Source organism: Crocinitomix catalasitica ATCC 23190, from assembly GCF_000621625.1.
GTDB lineage: Bacteria > Bacteroidota > Bacteroidia > Flavobacteriales_D > Crocinitomicaceae > Crocinitomix > Crocinitomix catalasitica.
The window spans coordinates 99,571-118,139 of sequence record NZ_JHXV01000010.1 but is presented as its reverse complement, the minus strand read 5'-3'; the positions used below and the strand labels follow the sequence as shown (position 1 = coordinate 118,139).

The 18,569-nt window shown below is 34.4% G+C and carries 9 protein-coding genes and 1 pseudogene; 8 read left to right on the top strand and 2 right to left on the bottom strand.

The window, feature by feature from the left end:
• Window positions 1-41: 41 nt before the first annotated feature.
• Window positions 42-1,937, bottom strand: a complete 1,896-nt coding sequence (locus T367_RS0108265; protein ID WP_027419427.1) for a M1 family metallopeptidase — start codon at window positions 1,935-1,937, stop codon at window positions 42-44.
• Between the two features lie 196 nt (window positions 1,938-2,133).
• On the opposite strand from T367_RS0108265, the pseudogene T367_RS0108260 reads away from it, so the two are divergent.
• Together T367_RS0108260 and T367_RS0108255 are read left to right on the top strand one after the other, a co-directional pair.
• Window positions 2,134-3,369, top strand: a pseudogene (locus T367_RS0108260) (peptide MFS transporter); the annotation flags it as partial.
• A gap of 563 nt (window positions 3,370-3,932) precedes the next feature.
• Window positions 3,933-6,068 carry a peptide MFS transporter gene (locus T367_RS0108255; protein ID WP_027419425.1) on the top strand — a complete coding sequence of 712 codons (2,136 nt, stop codon included), beginning with the start codon at window positions 3,933-3,935 and terminating at the stop codon, window positions 6,066-6,068.
• 429 nt (window positions 6,069-6,497) lie between these two features.
• On the opposite strand, the gene mdh is transcribed toward T367_RS0108255, so the two are convergent.
• Entirely contained in the window at window positions 6,498-7,433 is a 936-nt protein-coding gene (gene mdh / locus T367_RS0108250; protein ID WP_027419424.1) for a malate dehydrogenase, read from the bottom strand.
• A 173-nt stretch (window positions 7,434-7,606) separates the two neighbouring features.
• Between mdh and T367_RS0108245 the strand changes: the two genes are divergently transcribed.
• The 6 genes from T367_RS0108245 to secDF all read left to right on the top strand — a co-directional run bounded on the left by T367_RS0108245 (window position 7,607) and on the right by secDF (window position 18,551).
• Window positions 7,607-8,185, top strand: coding sequence for an RNA polymerase sigma factor (locus T367_RS0108245; protein WP_027419423.1), 579 nt, complete (start codon window positions 7,607-7,609; stop codon window positions 8,183-8,185).
• Window positions 8,178-9,572: a T9SS C-terminal target domain-containing protein gene (locus tag T367_RS0108240; protein WP_027419422.1), complete on the top strand. Its 1,395-nt coding sequence runs from the start codon at window positions 8,178-8,180 to the stop codon at window positions 9,570-9,572. Before T367_RS0108245 ends, T367_RS0108240 begins: the two co-directional genes overlap by 8 nt.
• A gap of 157 nt (window positions 9,573-9,729) precedes the next feature.
• Window positions 9,730-10,113 (top strand): DUF1987 domain-containing protein, encoded by a 384-nt coding sequence (locus T367_RS0108235; RefSeq protein ID WP_027419421.1) that lies wholly within the window; start codon window positions 9,730-9,732, stop codon window positions 10,111-10,113.
• 179 nt (window positions 10,114-10,292) lie between these two features.
• Window positions 10,293-14,027, top strand: a complete 3,735-nt coding sequence (locus T367_RS23825) for a M4 family metallopeptidase (protein WP_051568450.1) — start codon at window positions 10,293-10,295, stop codon at window positions 14,025-14,027.
• Window positions 14,028-14,142: 115 nt separating this feature from the next.
• Window positions 14,143-15,225 (top strand): glycine cleavage system aminomethyltransferase GcvT, encoded by a 1,083-nt coding sequence (gene gcvT, locus T367_RS0108225; protein WP_027419420.1) that lies wholly within the window; start codon window positions 14,143-14,145, stop codon window positions 15,223-15,225.
• Between the two features lie 239 nt (window positions 15,226-15,464).
• Complete coding sequence (gene secDF, locus T367_RS0108220) at window positions 15,465-18,551, top strand: protein translocase subunit SecDF (RefSeq protein ID WP_027419419.1); 3,087 nt, start codon at window positions 15,465-15,467, stop codon at window positions 18,549-18,551.
• Window positions 18,552-18,569 lie beyond the last annotated feature (18 nt).

Genomic DNA, 18,569 nt, shown 5'->3' with positions numbered 1-18,569 from the left:
ACGAGAAAAATATCGAGAAGTTACAATCTTTTTAAAATTGGCTATTTTTCTACTTTCCAATTTAGTATTTCGTCTATTGTTTTGTATGAAATAGCGTGATAATTAGGCCTTGCCTTCGTGTAAATAGACTTTGCCAATTCAACCCCTTCAGGAGTTAAAACCAGTTGTCCGTATATAGGCTCTAAGAATTTTCTTCGACCTACATTAATTAAAAAGTTTTCCATTGCTGGCTCCATACCATGATAACCATGTTGAATAGAAGAAATGTACCATTCTGCCATAATCTCAGCATTTCCACATGTACTAAATTCATAAAATTCATCTAACTTCTGCATCATTTCAGGTTCTATTTTTTCTGGAATACACCTAATAAAACGAATCCATTCTTGCGTTGACCAATCACCTTTAGAAATTCCTAAATCTTGAACTTCCTCAATCTCATACAATGCAAAAACTTTTTTATCGACCGCTTCAAACCTTGTCGATTTGATCTCAACCCTATTATTCGGAATACCTTGTCCATAAATCCAATCATCAAGATTAAAACGAATAGAATCTCTTTCTAATAAATTTTCGTTCAAGTAAGTCACAAATTCCTCCGTACTAATAGTTTTAAACATATAATCTTTAAAGTAATTCGATACAAAAACGTCAAATTTATCACGCCCCACTTTACTTTCTAATGTTCGCAAAAACAATGCACCCTTATCATAGGCGATGCATGTCATCCCATCATCTGGATTCCGACCATCTAAGTCCAATTTTAATTTTGTGTCATCTGGATGTTTACCATGTAAAATCTCTTCATTCTCATGTGTTAATTCCTGATAAGAAATACTCATTAACATATCTGCATAATCTTTACCATATACTTTTTCCATTATTCTATTTTCAAAGTACACTGTAAATCCTTCGTTCAACCAGAAATCATCCCATGTTGCATTCGTAACTAGATTACCAGACCATGAATGGGCTAATTCATGTGCGATAAGTGAAACCAATGATTTATCTCCAGCTATAATAGTCGGTGTTGCAAAAGTCAATTTAGGATTCTCCATACCACCAAAAGGAAATGAAGGAGGTAAAACCAGAATATCATATCTCCCCCATTTATAAGGTCCGTAAAGTTCAACTGCCGCAGCTATCATTTTATCCACATCCGCAAATTCATCGACACTCTTATCTAACATCTCAACTTCAGCATAAACACCTGTATGTTCTCCTATTGCTTTAAAGCGAATATCACCAACAGCCATTGCAATTAAATAGGTCGGAATTTTTTGATCCATTTTAAAATTATATACTCCTTCTGGATTGATTTCTTTAGGGTTATCAGCGCTCATGACCGCCATTAAATTCTCCGGAGTCTTAATTCTAGCACTATACGTAATCCTATTTTTTGGACTATCTTGACAAGGAATCCACGTTCGTGTTAAAATTGCTTGTCCTTGCGTAAACAGATAAGGATTTACCTTTCCCGCTGTCTGCTGTGGATTAAGCCATTGAAGCGCATTTGCATCCGATCCAGTTGAATAATAGATTTTAACCTTTTTAGATTTTTTCGGTAATTGCACAGTTAATGGCTGACCAAGTAATTCGTCTAATTCACCAATTTTATAATCAGTTGTTTCCAATCCATCGACTTCTATTTTTTCTATAGAAAGTCCATAAATATCAAAAATCACCTCTTTAGCATCGTCTAAATATTCTAATTCGTGTTCTACACTTCCAACTAATTTAGAAGATTCAAAATCAACTAATAAGTCTAAATGTAAATGTTTCGTTCGAACAGATTCGATGTTAGAATAAGAATGTTTATCAATTACTTCTATTAATTCTTTAGCACCCTCATCATAACTGTGTTCTTTAGATGATTCATTCTTACACGATTGAATTAAAACGGCTATACTAATTAAAGGTAAAATAAACTTTTTCATGCAGTTACTTATAGTTTTGGTCTGTAAAGATAGTTAAATTAAATAGCCCATAATATTCAACGCGATGCAATTTTTAATCTATTTTAATTCCGTTTGATTTTGAGCATTTTCTAAAAAACGGTGAATTAAAATGATGAACGGTAATATATTTTAAGTTTATTTAATTAATTTCACGAGCTTAATTCAACGAATTTCTATGACAAATACTGTCCAACCGACGAATCACAACATTGCATCAGACAAAACGCTATTTGGTCACCCTGTTGGCCTGTTTGTACTATTCTTTACTGAAATGTGGGAACGTTTTAGTTATTATGGAATGAGAGCCTTATTGGTGCTTTATATTTCCGCGACTGTTGGTGATGGAGGTTTAGGTTGGACAAAGGCAAGTGCAATAGAATTATATGGATGGTACACTATGCTGGTCTATGTGATGTCAATTCCTGGAGGAATTATTGCGGATAAATTTTTGGGACAGAAAAAATCAGTGCTATACGGTGCAATAATATTGGTAGCAGGACATGGAATTTTAGCTATTGAGGCTTTATGGGCATTTTATACTGGCCTTGGCTTAATAATATTTGGTGTTGGTATGCTAAAACCAAACATTTCAACAATGGTTGGTGGCTTGTATAAATCTGGTGATATTAGAAGAGATAAAGGGTTTACAATATTTTATATAGGAATAAATGTAGGCGCATTTTTATCAGCATTAATTGTTGGATATGTCGGAGAATTCTATGGATGGCATTATGGTTTCGGTTTAGCTGGCATTGGGATGTTATTGGGATTAGTAGTATATATCGGTGGACAGAAATACTTAGCGAATGTTGGAAATTTTATTGGCAATTCTGAAAACGAACTTGAAAAAGCTGCACTTAAAAAGCCATTGACAAAAATTGAAAAAGATCGAATGTTGGTTCTTTTAATTTCATTTTTAATCATTATTGTTTTTTGGGGAGCTTTTGAACAAGCTGGTGGACTTTTAAATATTTACGCAAATGAGAAAATTGATCGTGTAATTTTTGGATGGGAGATGCCTGCAACATGGTTTCAATCTTTTAATGCAGGATTTATTATACTTTTCGGAACTGCGGTTGCAGGATTTTGGGCAAATCGAAAACTAAAAGGTAAAGAAACTTCCACATTATTAAAAATGGGAATAGGAACCATAATTATGGGCTTTGGCTTTTTATTAATGGTGTTCGCTTCTAATCAGGCTGGTGAAATTGCTTTTGGTACGGCTAGTTTTTGGTGGTTAACAGGAGCATATTTACTTCATACAATCGGTGAATTATGTGCTTCTCCAACTGCTCTTTCATTCATTACAAAACTTGCACCATTAAAATATGCCTCAATAATGATGGGGGTATATTTCGCTGCAACTGGATTAGGAAACAAATTAGCAGGGTCTATTGGTGAAGCTTCACAATCAGAACCTATCAATATAGAATTTATAGCGAATACTAACGATTTAATCAACTTTAATAATCAAGACACATTGGTTGCCGTAGATAAAGGATTCTCAATTAAATCCAACATCTATTTATTGGATGATAAATTTGTTGCTGAAGGATTCAAAAATGGTATTTCAGTTGAAAATTTATTTAAGTTTCAAAAAGAAGAAAAGCGAAATGAAGTAATGGCAATTCTTGCTGAAAATAAGGCCACAAAGGAAAACCCATATCATGCAACATTTAAATTTGAAAAAGAAGTTGAAGCTGCCAAAATAAAAGCAAACAAGGGCGATGGTAAAAACTACGAAGGAGAATTCATTATTGAAGAAATCCAAACAGAAAAAGAACACAATATATTCTTATTCATCTTTTTACTCACATTAGCATTCGGTTTATTGGTTATTGCTTTACTAAAACCATTAAAACGACTAACGCACGGAGCGGAGGACAATGAAGGCCTAAGTAAAAACGAAACAGAAGGCTTTGAATTAGCTGAAGAATCAAAATAAATAAATTAATAACACCGTAATCTTTTTTTATGCAAGGAACAGAAGATCAAACACAAGATTTTTTTAAATCCAAAGTATTAGGACATCCAGCAGGCTTATTTGTCCTATTTTTCACAGAAATGTGGGAACGTTTTTCGTTTTACGGAATGCGTGTTTTATTGGTAAACTTTTTAACAATGGCTGTGATCGGCTATAACCCAGGTTGGGAATGGTCAGCAGAAAACGCAACAGCTTTATTTGGTACTTACGCAGGCCTACTCTACTTAACACCAATTATAGGTGGATTAATTGCTGATAAATGGATTGGTTACCGTTGGGCCGTTGTACTTGGCGCCTTAATCATGACTTTAGGGCACGCATCAATGGCTTTGGAAACTGAGTTCTCTTTGTATGCAGGTCTTGCTTTATTAGTTATTGGTACTGGTTTCTTTAAACCTACAATGACTTCAATCATTTCTGAGATGTATAAGGATTTACCTGAAAAGAAAGATGGTGCTTATACGATCTTCTATATGGGTGTAAACGCAGGTGCATTCTTCGGAATGATGTTATGTGGTTATTTAGCTGAGAAAATTGGCTGGAGCTGGGGCTTTGGTCTTGCAGGAATCTTCATGTTATTAGGAACGCTACAATTCTGGTTATCTAAACCATTATTTGGAAATATCGGAGAAGTACCTAAAAGAGGTGGCAACGACGAAATGGTAGTTGAAAATGTTATTGAAGCTGATGACTTAATCGACGATGTGAAAAGTAGTAAAACGGTTGCACATGCAAATCCGTTTACAATGGTAGACAAAATATTAATTACCATATGTTCTGTTGTTGGTTTAGCATATTTATTCAATGATCCTTTATCTAAAATTGCGGATATTAATTTATTCCCTTTTAAAGTTGGAAATCTAGATGGACAATATGCTGTTATTCTTTTAGGTTTAGGTTTATTCCTTTACTTAGTTATTTCAAGAATGTGGCGTTATGAAAGAGTCGTTCGAGATAGAATGATTGCCTTTGTAATATTTGCTTTCTTCACTGTATTCTTTTGGTTGTCTTTCGAACAAGGTGCAACATCGTTGGTATTATTCGCTAGAGATTCTGTAGATAGAGTCTTAACTGGAAACAGTGCCATTGCTTTCAATATCATTAACGCATTATTAACGGTTATTCCTTTATTAATCATTTCATGGGTACTTTTCTTATTATGGAAAAGAACTTTCAAGAAAATTCCAGGATCGAACATTGTATTGGTAATATGTTTTGCTGGTATGTGGGGAATCGTAGGTTGGATGTTAAACAGAGATTTTAACACTGTTGCATACGATGTAACCTATTCAGCTATTCAAACACCTGCGCTCAATGAAGAATCAGGAGAACAGTTACTCGATGATAAAGGTGAACTAGTTTATGCTTATGAAGCCGTAACAGAAAACATGAGTGTTCCTGAAGGAGCTGTTGTTGTAGATAAAATAATGAAAATTGCTGAACCTGTACAACTAGCTGTTAATGAAGAAGTGCATATTATTCATAAAAACAACGAAAAAACAGAATACGCCTACTTAAGCGATAAAGGTGTAGAAAATGCAAGAGCGAATGGAATTAAGCAGAATTTAGATAATGGCGTAGTCGTTGCTAAGGTTGCTGAGATTAAAGCGAATGAAGTTGAAATCTTTGTAAGTTGGTTCAGTATTTTGAATTCATTCTTTATTATTGCTTTTGCATCATTCTTTTCTAAATGGTGGGAATCTAAATACAACCCTTCGGCAACAGGTAAATATGCTTTAGGATTAATTATTATGGCAATAGGATTTGCTTTATTAGCATTTGGCGCTATGGGCATTCAAGAAGGTGTTAAAGTGAGTATGGTTTGGTTAATACTGGCGTACTTATTCCATACACTTGGAGAGCTTTGTATTTCTCCTGTAGGTCTATCTTACGTGAGTAAACTAGTTCCTGCACGTATGATAGCATTTATGTTCGGTATGTGGTATTTAGCGATTGCTATTGGAAACAAACTAGCAGCCGTATTAGGTGGTCAAATTGAAAATATTACTGAACAATATTCATTATCGTTCTTCTTCTTGATATTTACGATTGTTCCAGCACTTGCTGGAATCTTGATTTTATTCTTATCTCCAGTCATTAAGAAATTAATGCATGGTGTAAAGTAATCAACACAAATAATTAAATTATAAAAACGGTCATCAGCTTTGGTGACCGTTTTTTTTGTTGGTAACACTAATTATTGAATGCCTCTCCTTCCCCATTCCTTTATTGTAATTGCTTTGCCAATGATCATCTAAAGCTTAAAATTATATCTGCTATCAAACCTGTTTTGATTTGCCTACCCCAGTTTCTTCTGGCGTCATCCACAATTAGAATTTTACTTATTTCTATAACTTCTGAGTTAGAACTATTTTAATCGTTAAGAAACCTCTTAAAACCTGTGTATCATAAAGAATATTATCCTATCAACAGTCTTCATCTATCATAAATTTTAACCGAATCATTAACACCTTCTTAATTTAAAAACAAGGCACAAAAAAAAGCAGCACCTCAAAAGAAGTGCTGCTTAATATTATTTTGATTTATTTAAATGACTATAAAACGTTCATTCCGTCTAAAACTCCCATTACATTTCTAACTGCAGCAGCAGATTCGTCAAGTAACGCTTGTTCAGCATCATTTAATTTCACTTCAAGAATTTTTTCGATTCCGTTTTTACCAAGAACAACTGGTACACCTAAATAAATTCCATTTTGACCATATTCACCTTCTAACCAAGAACAAACTGGTAGCACTCTTTTTTGATCCTTCACAATTGCTTCAACCATTTGAGCAGCTGCAGCACCTGGTGCATACCAAGCAGAAGTTCCTAATAATTTAACGATTTCACCACCACCAAATTTAGTACGCTCAATAATCTCGTCTAATTTAGCTGGATCAATTAATTCTGTAACTGGAATACCACCAACAGTTGTATATCTTGGAAGAGGAACCATTGTATCACCATGTCCACCCATCAATAAAGCTTGGATATCTTTTGGAGAAACATTTAATTCCATTGCTAAAAATGATCTATATCTAGCAGTATCTAAAACACCAGCCATACCCATTACTCTTGATTTGTCAACTTTCGCTGATAAATAAGCAGTATAACACATTACATCTAAAGGATTAGATACAATGATGATTTTAGCATCAGGAGAATGTTTAACAACGTTTTCTGTAACTGATTTTACAATTCCAGCATTCGTAGCGATCAAATCATCACGAGACATTCCAGGTTTACGTGGAATACCAGATGTAATTACCACAACTTCCGAACCTGCAGTTTTTGAATAATCATTTGTTGACCCAACAATTCTTGAATCATACATGTTAACAGGAGAAGTCTCCCACATATCTAAAGCCTTGCCTTCAGCAACACCTTCTTTGATATCTAACAATACAATTTCATTTGCAATTTCATTATGAGCAAGAACATTAGCACAAGTCGAACCAACATTTCCCGCTCCTACAACGGTAACTTTCATCTTTAATAGGATTATTTAAATTAAATATAATTTTTTCTCTTGCGAATTTAAAAAGAATTTTAAGTTCAGTTTAAAAAAATCGCATCTTATTTCAGGATTATAGCGAATTTTATTTTTTTTATGTAAAGTAGGCAACCGATGAATAAGTCGAACGTTTAAGAATTGTAAACACTGTGGAAAAAAAAGACGAACTAGAGGAAATTGTTGACGGATGTATCCGTGGAAAACGAGCTTACCAAAAAAAGCTCTTCGAGATGTACTATGGAAAAATGATGGCAGTTTGCTATCGTTACGCCAAAGACAAAGACGAAGCGCAGGACATGGTTCAGAACGGTTTCATTAAAGTCTTTAAGAAATTAGATGTTTATAATTTTGATGGTTCTTTGGAAGGTTGGATAAGACGAATAATGGTGAATACTGCTATTGATCAAATTAGAAAAAATAAGCGGGATCCATTTTTAGTTGATGATGATTCGTTATTGCAAAATGAAGAGGAAGTACAGCCCTTTGCGGACGCAGACGAATTTAATTTAGAACTTAAAGCTGAAACAGCGATTAAAGCGATCAGTGAATTATCACCAGCATATAGAACGGTGTTTAATATGTATGTAATTGAGGGGTTCACACACAAAGAAATCGCTAATTACTTAGAAATAAGTGAAGGAACATCAAAATCCAACTTGGCGAAAGCCAAACAAAAATTACGCGCAAATCTCACAGAGAAGTTTGCTAAAATTGAAGAAAATGAGTGATATTGATAAAATAATAAAATCATCGATCGATGGCTATGAAGCGCCATTCGATCCACAAGCATGGGAGCGGCTCAGTAGTCAGCTTAGCCCATTCGAGGATGTTATTCGTGAGGCTGTTGAAGATTACGAAGCTCCGTATAATGACGATGCATGGACTAATGTTAACAAGCAATTAGGCCCTAATAAAAACGTAATTGGCTGGTTAATTGGATCAGCTGCTGTACTTGGTATTATCTTTACTACAATTGCAATTCTACCAGAAAATGAATCTAAAATGCTTACTGCTGATCAGCCGAGCAAAGTTGTTGATTCATCAATAAAAGATGTTAAAACAATCGAAAAGAATTTAAACACAAACGATCAAGCAAAAAACATAATTTCTGAAACAACTGAATCTCAAAAAGAAGAGCTTAATAATGCTAAAGCACAGCCTAATCTACCTGTCGTTGAAAAATTAAATCCAACAAATAAAACAACACTTAAACCAACCATTGTTAAAGAACCTACTCAGATAGATATAAAAGAGTTTGAGCATAAAACAAATTCAAAAACTGATGAATCTATTCCAGTGATAGAAGATAAAACAATTGATGCTGGAACAGTAACGAAGGTTAATTATAATGCTAAGTTTGATGCTTCTGCTGTAACTATCTGCCAGAATGAGTCAATACAATTCAACCCCAATAAGACATATTCAGACGTGTTATATGTATGGGATTTTGGTGACGGGAATTACAGCGCAGAAAGCTTTCCAAATCATAACTACAGTAAATCAGGAAACTTTAACGTAAAACTTTCTTTAAAAGACAGTAAAACAAATAAAGATCTAGCAACTTATAGTTCAAGTGTTCAAGTCAATGCTTTACCTGATGTTGATTTTGCTTGGGAGAAATCTTTAGATATTATTCCAACCATTAAGTTTATCAACTTGACAAAAGAAGCGAACTTATTCGCATGGAAAGTTCAAGATAAAATGTGTTCTGATAAAAATCAATTCGAACATACTTTTAGAACTCAAGGTATTTACAATGTTGAATTATTAGCTGAAGCCAACAATGGATGTCAAAATAAAATCAGCAAGCAAATAAATATTGAAGACGATTATAATTTATTAGCGCCAACTGCATTTTCTCCAAATGGTGATAATATAAATGACTTTTTTATACCTAAAGCTTTAAAAATTCTGGATCAAGAATTTACAATGACTATTTATAATCAAGCTGGAAAGTTGATATTTCAAACGAGTAATATCAACCAACCTTGGGATGGACGAGTTGCAATAGATAACAACGAAGCTCCTCAAGGTGCGTATGTTTGGCTCGTGAAAATAATGAATGCAAATGATCAATTAGAACAATATACTGGTCAAGTTATACTTACCAAATAGAGCAAATCGAAATAATTTTGAAAAAACAACCAAGTTTAATTGACTTGGTTGTTTTTTTTTTCTTAAAATTGCGATGAAATAAACGTAATGTATGGTATTTTTTTTTTAGATTTATAAACATGAAGTATACTACAGAACAATCGTAATGATTCGTTAAATGCAATTTGAAATAAAACCAACACTCAAAACACCACATGTCCTTCTAAATAATGAAGATGGATTAATTCTGATTGCAGGTATATCAATACCAGAAGATCCCTATACATTCTACACTCCATTTAATCAAGAATTGGAATCATATTTCAACCAATCTCCAACTAAAACAGTTTTTGAATTTAAACTCGAATATTTTAATACGAGTTCGACTTTAGTTATTCGAAATATATTAAAGTTTCTAGCCGAAAAAACCAATAACTCAGACATACTTGTAAAATGGTATTATGAGGAGTATGATGAAGATATGAAAGTAGCTGGTGAAGAATTCGACACACTGATAAAGCCGTTGAATATTTCGTTAATAGCAGTTAAGGAGTTTAAATAATTCTAATAACTTATTAGTTTCTTGGATTTCAACATATTGTATTCCATTGTAATTCTAATTCTCTGAAAATTCTCATTTACAATACTACCTCTATTTCAGTTTAAGATCCCAATAATTACAGGAATATAATTAAAGAATCAAGTTTTTTTTGAGTAAATTGCGATTCAAATTACTTAAACATGAAAAAACTATCTACTAAGCTAATTGTAATTCTTTTTATTGCAATTGGACCACTTGTGGGGTATTCCCAGAAAGTCCTTGTTGGAGCTGAAGCCCATAAGGTCATAAAAGGGGCCGAAATGGTTCGAACAAGTCCCTACTCAGATCTCCCCTCTTTTATTCGACTACAAAAGGAAAACGGAATTGAGATTGACAATGTCAAAAATTGGTACAAAACTGTATTCAAGTTAAATCCTGAAATGGATTTTAAGCTTATTCAATCAGAAGCTGACAATATTGGATTCGTTCACCATAAATTCCAACAAACCTATAAAGGTATTCCTCTTCAAGATGGAATATGGAATGTGCATACGAAACATGATAAGGTTGTTTCACTAAACGGCTTGATTTACAATAAAATTGTTGCGCCTACGATTGCCAGTCTTTCAGAGAACGCTGCTTTATCTATTGTTTTAGAACATATCGGCGCTGAAGTATACAAATGGGAATTACCAGGAGAAGAAGCGCACCTTAAATGGGAATCTGATGATCAAACTTCAACCTATGCTCCAAAAGGAGAATTGGTATTGATTACAAACAATAGTAGCTTTCATGCTAACTCATATCGCTTAGCTTATAAATTTAATGTCTACGCACACAAACCACTTTCAAGAGCTGATATTTTTATTGATGCAAATAGTGGTGAAATTCTTCGTGAAAACAGTTTAATTCATGAAGTTGACGAAGAAGGAACGGCTGAAACGGCTTATTCTGGAACACAAACTATTACTGCTGACAGTTTTGAAGGTATTTATAGATTAAGAGATGCTAGTAGAGGTAACGGAATTAGAACTTTCGATTTAAATGAGGCGGTTGAATATGGTGATGCTGTAGATTTTGAAGACGATGATAATGATTGGGATAACGTAAACCCTCAAAAAGATGAATATGCAACAGATGCGCATTGGGGATCTGAAATGACCTATGATTACTTTTTTGAACAACACGATAGAAACAGTATTGATAATGATGGTTTTCAATTAAACAGTTATATCCATTTCGGTGTTGATTATGCCAACGCTTTTTGGGATGGAACAAGAATGACTTATGGAGATGGTGATGATTTTTGGGATCCATTGACATCTGTTGATATTGCAGGCCACGAAATCACTCATGGTTTAACAACATTTACTGCGGGTCTTATTTATGCAAGAGAATCAGGTGCATTAAACGAGTCGTTCAGTGATATTTTTGGTAATGCAATTGAACAATTCGCTCGACCAGGAGATTTTAGCTGGTTGGTTGGTGAGGACATCGGTTCGGCTTTAAGATCTATGTCTAATCCAAATTCTTATGGAGATCCCGATACTTATTTTGGTGACTTTTGGGCATCATTAGATGGCGGTGATAGCGGCGGTGTTCATACGAATAGCGGTGTACAGAATTTTTGGTTTTATTTATTGTCACAAGGTGGAACAGGAACCAATGACAATGGAGATGATTATGATGTAACTGGCATTGGAATTGAGGATGCTGGTAAAATTGCATTTAGAAATTTAACTGTTTACTTAACGCCATCTTCTAATTTTGAAGAAGCGCGATTCTATGCAATACAATCTGCTACTGATATTTTTGGAGGTTGTACTTTTGAAGTAGAACAAACTACAAATGCTTGGTATGCAGTTGGTGTTGGTGAAATATTCGTACCAATTGTAGAAGTAGCTTTTGAAGCTAGCGAAACTGTAGGTTGTTCTTTGCCTTATGCTATCAATTTTGATAATTTAAGTATTAATGGTTCGACTTATGCATGGTTTTTTGGAGATGGAGATACAGATGATGAAACAAATCCAGAGCATGTTTATACCGCTGCAGGCGAATATGACGTGAAACTTATCGTTGACGGTGGCGCTTGTGGTATTGATTCTTTGACAATTGAAGATTATATTATCATAGATCCAACTATCGAATGTGTAGCTGTTCTTCCATCGGATGGGACTGGACCAACTCAATCTAGTTGTGAAGGAACATTATTCGATGCTGGTGGTGAACTAGGTGATTATCCAGGAAGAAGTGATAGCCAAATTACAATTGCACCAATTGGAGCAGATAGAGTCGACCTTTCTTTTGTATCTTTTAATATGGAAGCTGGTGCGGGTCTAACTTGTAATTACGATTATATTGAAATATTTGATGGTCCAACAAGATTCAGTCCTCTAATTGATCGCTATTGTGATAATAACATCCCTACGGACGTAAGTTCTACTGGAGGCGCAATCACAATTGTTTTCCATTCGGATGCAAGCGTTGAAGGAACTGGTTTTGAAGTTGAGTGGACTTGCGTAGTTCCTTTCGATCCGCCAGTTGCAAACTTTACATCTAACACAACTACAACTTGCGATGGACTCGTTCACTTTGTTGATCTTACTACAAATGCTCCAACTGAATGGGATTGGGATTTTGGTGATGGAAACATTTCTTCATTACAAAACCCTTCGCATACATATGATGCTGAAGGCGTTTATACAGTTCAATTAAGAGCAACAAATCTAATTGGTGAAAACACGGTTATTATTACAGATTATATCACAGTTAATTATGCTGAAAATCCAACAGCTTCGGGTGCAGAAATTTGCCCTACTGAAAACGCTGTATTGTCTGCACTTGGTGCAGGTGAAATGCAATGGTATGATACACCGGTAGGTGGAACGTTATTAGGAAGAGGTGCAAGTTTCACAACTGAACCTCTAGATGCTACAACTACTTTTTATGTATCATCAGACGAATATGAGACTCCTGAATTTGTAGGACCTGCTGATAATACTTTCGGTGAAGGTGATCCTTTTGACGGTGAACAATATTTGATTTTTAATGTTGATACCCCTATTATTATCAAAAGGGTTAAAGTTTATGCTTCGGGATCTAAAAACAGAACAATTGAATTGAGAGATAATGAAGGTACTTTAATCGAGTCAAAAACGATATTTATTGAAGATGGTGAACAAACGATTGATTTAAACTTAAGTGTTCCAATCGGAGAGAATTATCAATTAGGAACGGCTGCTGGCAGTATTCCTTCTCTATTTAGAAATGATAACGAAGCTGCACTGCCTTCTTACCCATACATAATTGACGATTTAGTTGAGATTCTTACAAGTAGTGCTGGTTCTGAATATTATTATCATTACTACAATTGGGAAATTCACCGTTACGAATGTACTAGTGATCGTGTTGCGGTTACAGCAACTGTACTCGACGAATCTCCTATCACAATTAAATCTGTTGATGATATTTGTATTCAATCAGCTCCAATTACATTAGAGGCAACTATGCCTGGAGGAACTTGGTCAGCAACTTGTGGTGCATGTATTGATGATATGTCTGGTGAATTTAATCCTAACCTTGCAGGTGTTGGCGAATTTACAGTTGCTTACAATGTTGAAGGTACATGTTCATTTGTGAATACAATAACGATAAATGTGGTTGACTGTCTAGGTCTTGAAGATAATTCTTTGGCTAATGAATTTAATGTTTATCCTAATCCAACGAACAGTAGAGTTTATATCAAAACAGGTTCTGTGTCTGCGGGAATAATAAATGTGACGGATGTTTTAGGTAAGACTATTTCTCAAGTAACTTTTAATTCTAATCAAGTTATTTACAATTTTGATAGCAATCTAGCTGACGGAACTTATTTTATACACTTTTCGGATGTGAACGGAAATTATATCACAAGTAAAAAAATAATTAAGCACTAAAACGATTACCATATCGTATTGCAAAGGGGATGATAATTATCATCCCTTTTTTATTGCCTAGATTCCGAAAATCAATCATGAATTAATTATATTTGTCCTTCAATAAATATCAACTATGAAAGATACCGCATTATCACAAAAACACATAGCGCTAGGCGCAAAAATGGTTCCTTTTGCTGGCTATAATATGCCAGTTCAATACGAAGGAGTAAAAGCAGAACACGAAATTGTTAGGACAGGTGTTGGTGTATTTGATGTTTCACATATGGGTGAATTTTTACTTGAAGGTGAAAATACAATTGCATTATTACAAAAAATCACTTCTAATGATGTTTCAAAAATGGTTGATGGACAAGCACAATATACTTGCTTGCCAAATGCAACAGGTGGCGTTATAGACGATTTAATTATCTACAGAAAAAACGAGAATAGCTTTTTTGTTGTCGTAAATGCATCAAATATTGAGAAAGATTGGAATTGGATAGAAAAGAATAACGACTTAGGCGTTAAAATGCAGAACTTATCTGACGATTATTCTTTGTTAGCTGTTCAAGGTCCTAAAGCTGCTGAAGCAATGAATGTGCTGACAGATATAGATTTAACAGATATGAAATATTACACATTTCAAATGGCAAAATTTGCCGGAATTGATAATGTAATGGTTTCAGCTACTGGTTATACCGGTTCTGGCGGATTTGAACTTTATGTTAAAAATACAGATGTTGCTACATTATGGGATAAAGTTTTTGAAGCAGGTGAAAGTTATAATATCAAGCCTATCGGTCTAGCAGCAAGAGATACTTTGCGTTTAGAAATGGGATTCTGTTTATATGGAAATGACATTGATGATACTACATCTCCATTAGAAGCAGGTTTAGGTTGGATTACAAAATTCACAAAGGACTTTACCAATTCTGAGAACTTAAAAGCGCAAAAAGAAGCAGGTGTTAAGAAAAAATTAGTTGCTTTTGAAATGGTAGAAAAAGGAATTCCAAGACATGACTACCCTATCGTAGATGCGGACGGAAAAAATATCGGTCGTGTGACTTCAGGAACGATGTCTCCTTCACTAAACAAGGCCATTGGACTAGGTTATGTTACAATTGAAAACGCGACCATAGACGGGCCTATTTTCATCGAAGTTAGAAATAAACAGATTGAAGCAAAGATTGTAAAAGCGCCTTTTTATAAGGCTTAATTACTATTTATTTAAAATTATTTAGAGGGTGGTGTAAATTTTTACATCACCCTTCTTTTGTTCATTTATACTTACTTTTTTTATTTTTAAGTTAAGGCCCTGACATTGACTGAATTTAATATTTTTTATGCTCAAGTTGATAATTAGCGTAAATACTGCAAATTAGTATTGGTTATATTCATTTGAAATTCTATATTTGCAGCCTTTAAAAAAGTATATAAGATTAATTAACATTTCAAATGAGAAATAAAGGATTTTTTTGGTCAATAACTATTGCGTTAGCATTGGCTTGTATTTATCAACTTTCATTTACATGGGCAACTAGCGGTGTAGAGAAAGATGCGAAACAATACGCTCAAGAAAAAATAGATTCATTGATTGAATTTAACATTCCATCTATCGAATATGGTAAAGCTACTTTATCATTGGACAGTCCAGAAGATAGTAGTGCTATTGTTCAATTGTATCACGGTGAATACATCAAAAGCAAAACGCATGAAGTGATCCACTTAGGATATACTTATGCTGAGTGTAAAAACAGAGAACTTAATTTAGGTCTAGATTTAAAAGGTGGTATGAGTGCTACTTTAGAAATTTCAGTTCCTGATTTAGTTTCTGAATTAGCCGGTAAAACAAGAAATCAAGAATTCAGAACACCATTTGATGCTGCTGTAGTTAGAACAGATAACGGTGAAGGTTCATTTATTGATTTATTTGAAGAAGAATTTGAGCGTCTTAACCCAGGTGGTTCGATGGCTAAAATCTTCCACATGCACAATCCTGATGAAATTGCTTCTGACGCGACAAATAGTCAAGTTAATGACTTTTTGAAGGAACAAGCTGTGAATGCTTTGGACGGTGTTGAGATCATTATCGAAAAACGTGTAAACTCTTTCGGTGTTGCTCAACCTACGATTCAAAAACAACCAGGTGCTAACCGTGTTTTTGTTGAATTGCCAGGTATTACTGACAAAGCTTCTGTTAGAAGAAAGTTACAAGCAACTGCAAATCTTGAATTCTACGAGATTTATAACAATGCAGAATTCGGAATTAGTGGTGTTTTAGCTGAAAAACAAGCTGAATTAAGTAATGTTCTTTATGGTAATGAAGTAGCTGAAGAGATTATCGAAAAAGATACTACTTCGACTGATTCTTCTGGAATTTCAAGCTTATTAGCTGATTTAACAGGTAATGATAGCTTAGACACTGATAAGGATGATTTATTAGGTGGCAGTGGTGATGATGCTAAACCAGATTCATTATTAACAGACGAAGAAAGATTACAAAAAACACCAATTACTTCTATTTTACAATTGGCCTTTAATTTTAATGAAGAAGGACAACCTGTAGGTTATAGAGAAGGTTCTGTAGTAGGAACTGGATTGGCAAAAGATACAGCAACAATTAATGCGCGTATCAATCACCCTACTGTTCGTTCAGGATTACCAAGTGATTTGGTTTTCATGTGGGATGCTAAAGAAATTGAAGATGTTGAAGGTTTACCTACTGGTTACCTAAACCTACACGCAATTAAAGTTCCTGTTAATGGTGCACGTGTAAGTGGAAAAGATATTGATCGTGCAACTGTAGATAACGGACAAATTGGAAAATTTGCTGTTGGTATGCAATTGACAAATACTGGTGCTAAGAAATGGGAATCAATGACTGAAGACAACTTAAAGAAACAAGTTGCCATCACCATGGATAATTTCGTATACTCTGCTCCTGTTGTTCAAGAGAAAATGACTTACAGCTCTAGTATTACTGGAAATTTCAGTCTTTACGAAGCGCAAGATTTAGCTGGTTTATTAAATGCAGGTGCTTTACCTACTCCAGTAAAAATTGTTGATGAATCTATGGTTGGAGCCTCTTTAGGTGCTGACAATATTAGCTCAGGAATGTGGTCATTTGCTTTTGCATTGTTCTTGGTACTTGTTTATATGGTTTTCTATTATAACAAAGCAGGTTTAGTTGCTGATGCGGCTTTATTAATTAACGTCTTCCTCTTATTCGGTGCGCTGGCCTCCTTAAAAGCAATACTAACCCTTCCTGGAATAGCCGGAATTGTACTGACCATAGGTATGTCGGTGGATGCTAACGTACTTATCTTTGAACGTATTCGTGAAGAGTTAAGAAATGGCAAAGGAATGAAAGGCGCTATTAAAGAAGGTTACGCGAAAGCATTGTCTTCAATCTTAGATGCAAACATTACAACATTATTAACAGGTATCGTATTGGCTATATTTGGTTCTGGTCCAATTAAAGGATTCGCAACTACATTAATCATCGGTATCTTTACTTCATTCTTTGCTGCGGTAATTATCACAAGATTAATTATTACTTCGTTTGTTGAAAAGGATAAGAAAATTTCATTCTCTACAAAAATGACAGAGAATTGGTTTACGAAAAACAATGTTCCTTTTGTTCAAAAAAGACGATTCTTCTACGTAATATCTGGTATTGTAATTCTAATCGGTGTTATTTCACTTTCAACTAAAGGATTAGATTTAGGTGTTGATTTTGCCGGTGGTCGTCAATACAAAGTAAAGTTTAACGATGGAAAAGCTGCAGACAATGAAGCAATTCGTCAAAACCTTGCTATCGCATTCGAAGGTAATGAGCCGCAAGTAAAAATGGTTGATAACGCCTTTACTTCACTTATTACAACTAAATATAAAATTACTGAAACTGATTCTACAGCAAACACTGTTGTTGAAGACTTACTAAAAAGTGGTCTTGATCCTTTAGGTTCTTATACGATCGAAGAAACTAAAATGATTGCCCCTACTATCTCTAAAGATTTAAAGGCGAATTCGTTTTATGCAATTGGATTTTCATTATTGATTATCTTCTTATACATCTTATTTAGATTTAAGAAATGGCAGTTCGGTCTTGGGGCATTGATCGCAATGGCGCATGATGTTTTAATTGTACTTTCAATCTTCTCTATATGTTATGGATGGATCGGATTCTCAATGGAAATTGACCAAGCCTTTATTGCGGCAATACTAACGGTAGTTGGTTACTCAATAAATGATACGGTTGTTGTGTTTGATAGAATTCGTGAATACTTGGGATTATATACTAAGAAGGATAGAAAAGAAGTTATCAATATGGCCTTAAACTCAACTTTAGGACGTACGGTTAATACTTCTGTCTCTACATTTATCGTATTGTTCATCATCTTCTTATTCGGCGGTGACGCGATTAAAGGATTTGTATTTGCATTAATGATCGGTGTTGTTGTCGGAACATATTCATCATTGTTCATCGCGACTCCTACTGTTGTAGATTTAACGAAAGAAATTTCTGAAAATAAAAATTAATTATTTACACTAAATATT

Bases quoted from the DNA above. Each gene is read 5' to 3' on its own strand.
- T367_RS0108265 (WP_027419427.1), bottom strand. From the start codon at position 1,937: ATGAAAAAGTTTATTTTACCTTTAATTAGTATAGCCGTTTTAATTCAA.
- T367_RS0108255 (WP_027419425.1), top strand. From the start codon at position 3,933: ATGCAAGGAACAGAAGATCAAACACAAGATTTTTTTAAATCCAAAGTA.
- mdh (WP_027419424.1), bottom strand. From the start codon at position 7,433: ATGAAAGTTACCGTTGTAGGAGCGGGAAATGTTGGTTCGACTTGTGCT.
- T367_RS0108240 (WP_027419422.1), top strand. From the start codon at position 8,178: ATGAGTGATATTGATAAAATAATAAAATCATCGATCGATGGCTATGAA.
- T367_RS0108235 (WP_027419421.1), top strand. From the start codon at position 9,730: ATGCAATTTGAAATAAAACCAACACTCAAAACACCACATGTCCTTCTA.
- T367_RS23825 (WP_051568450.1), top strand. From the start codon at position 10,293: ATGAAAAAACTATCTACTAAGCTAATTGTAATTCTTTTTATTGCAATT.
- gcvT (WP_027419420.1), top strand. From the start codon at position 14,143: ATGAAAGATACCGCATTATCACAAAAACACATAGCGCTAGGCGCAAAA.
- secDF (WP_027419419.1), top strand. From the start codon at position 15,465: ATGAGAAATAAAGGATTTTTTTGGTCAATAACTATTGCGTTAGCATTG.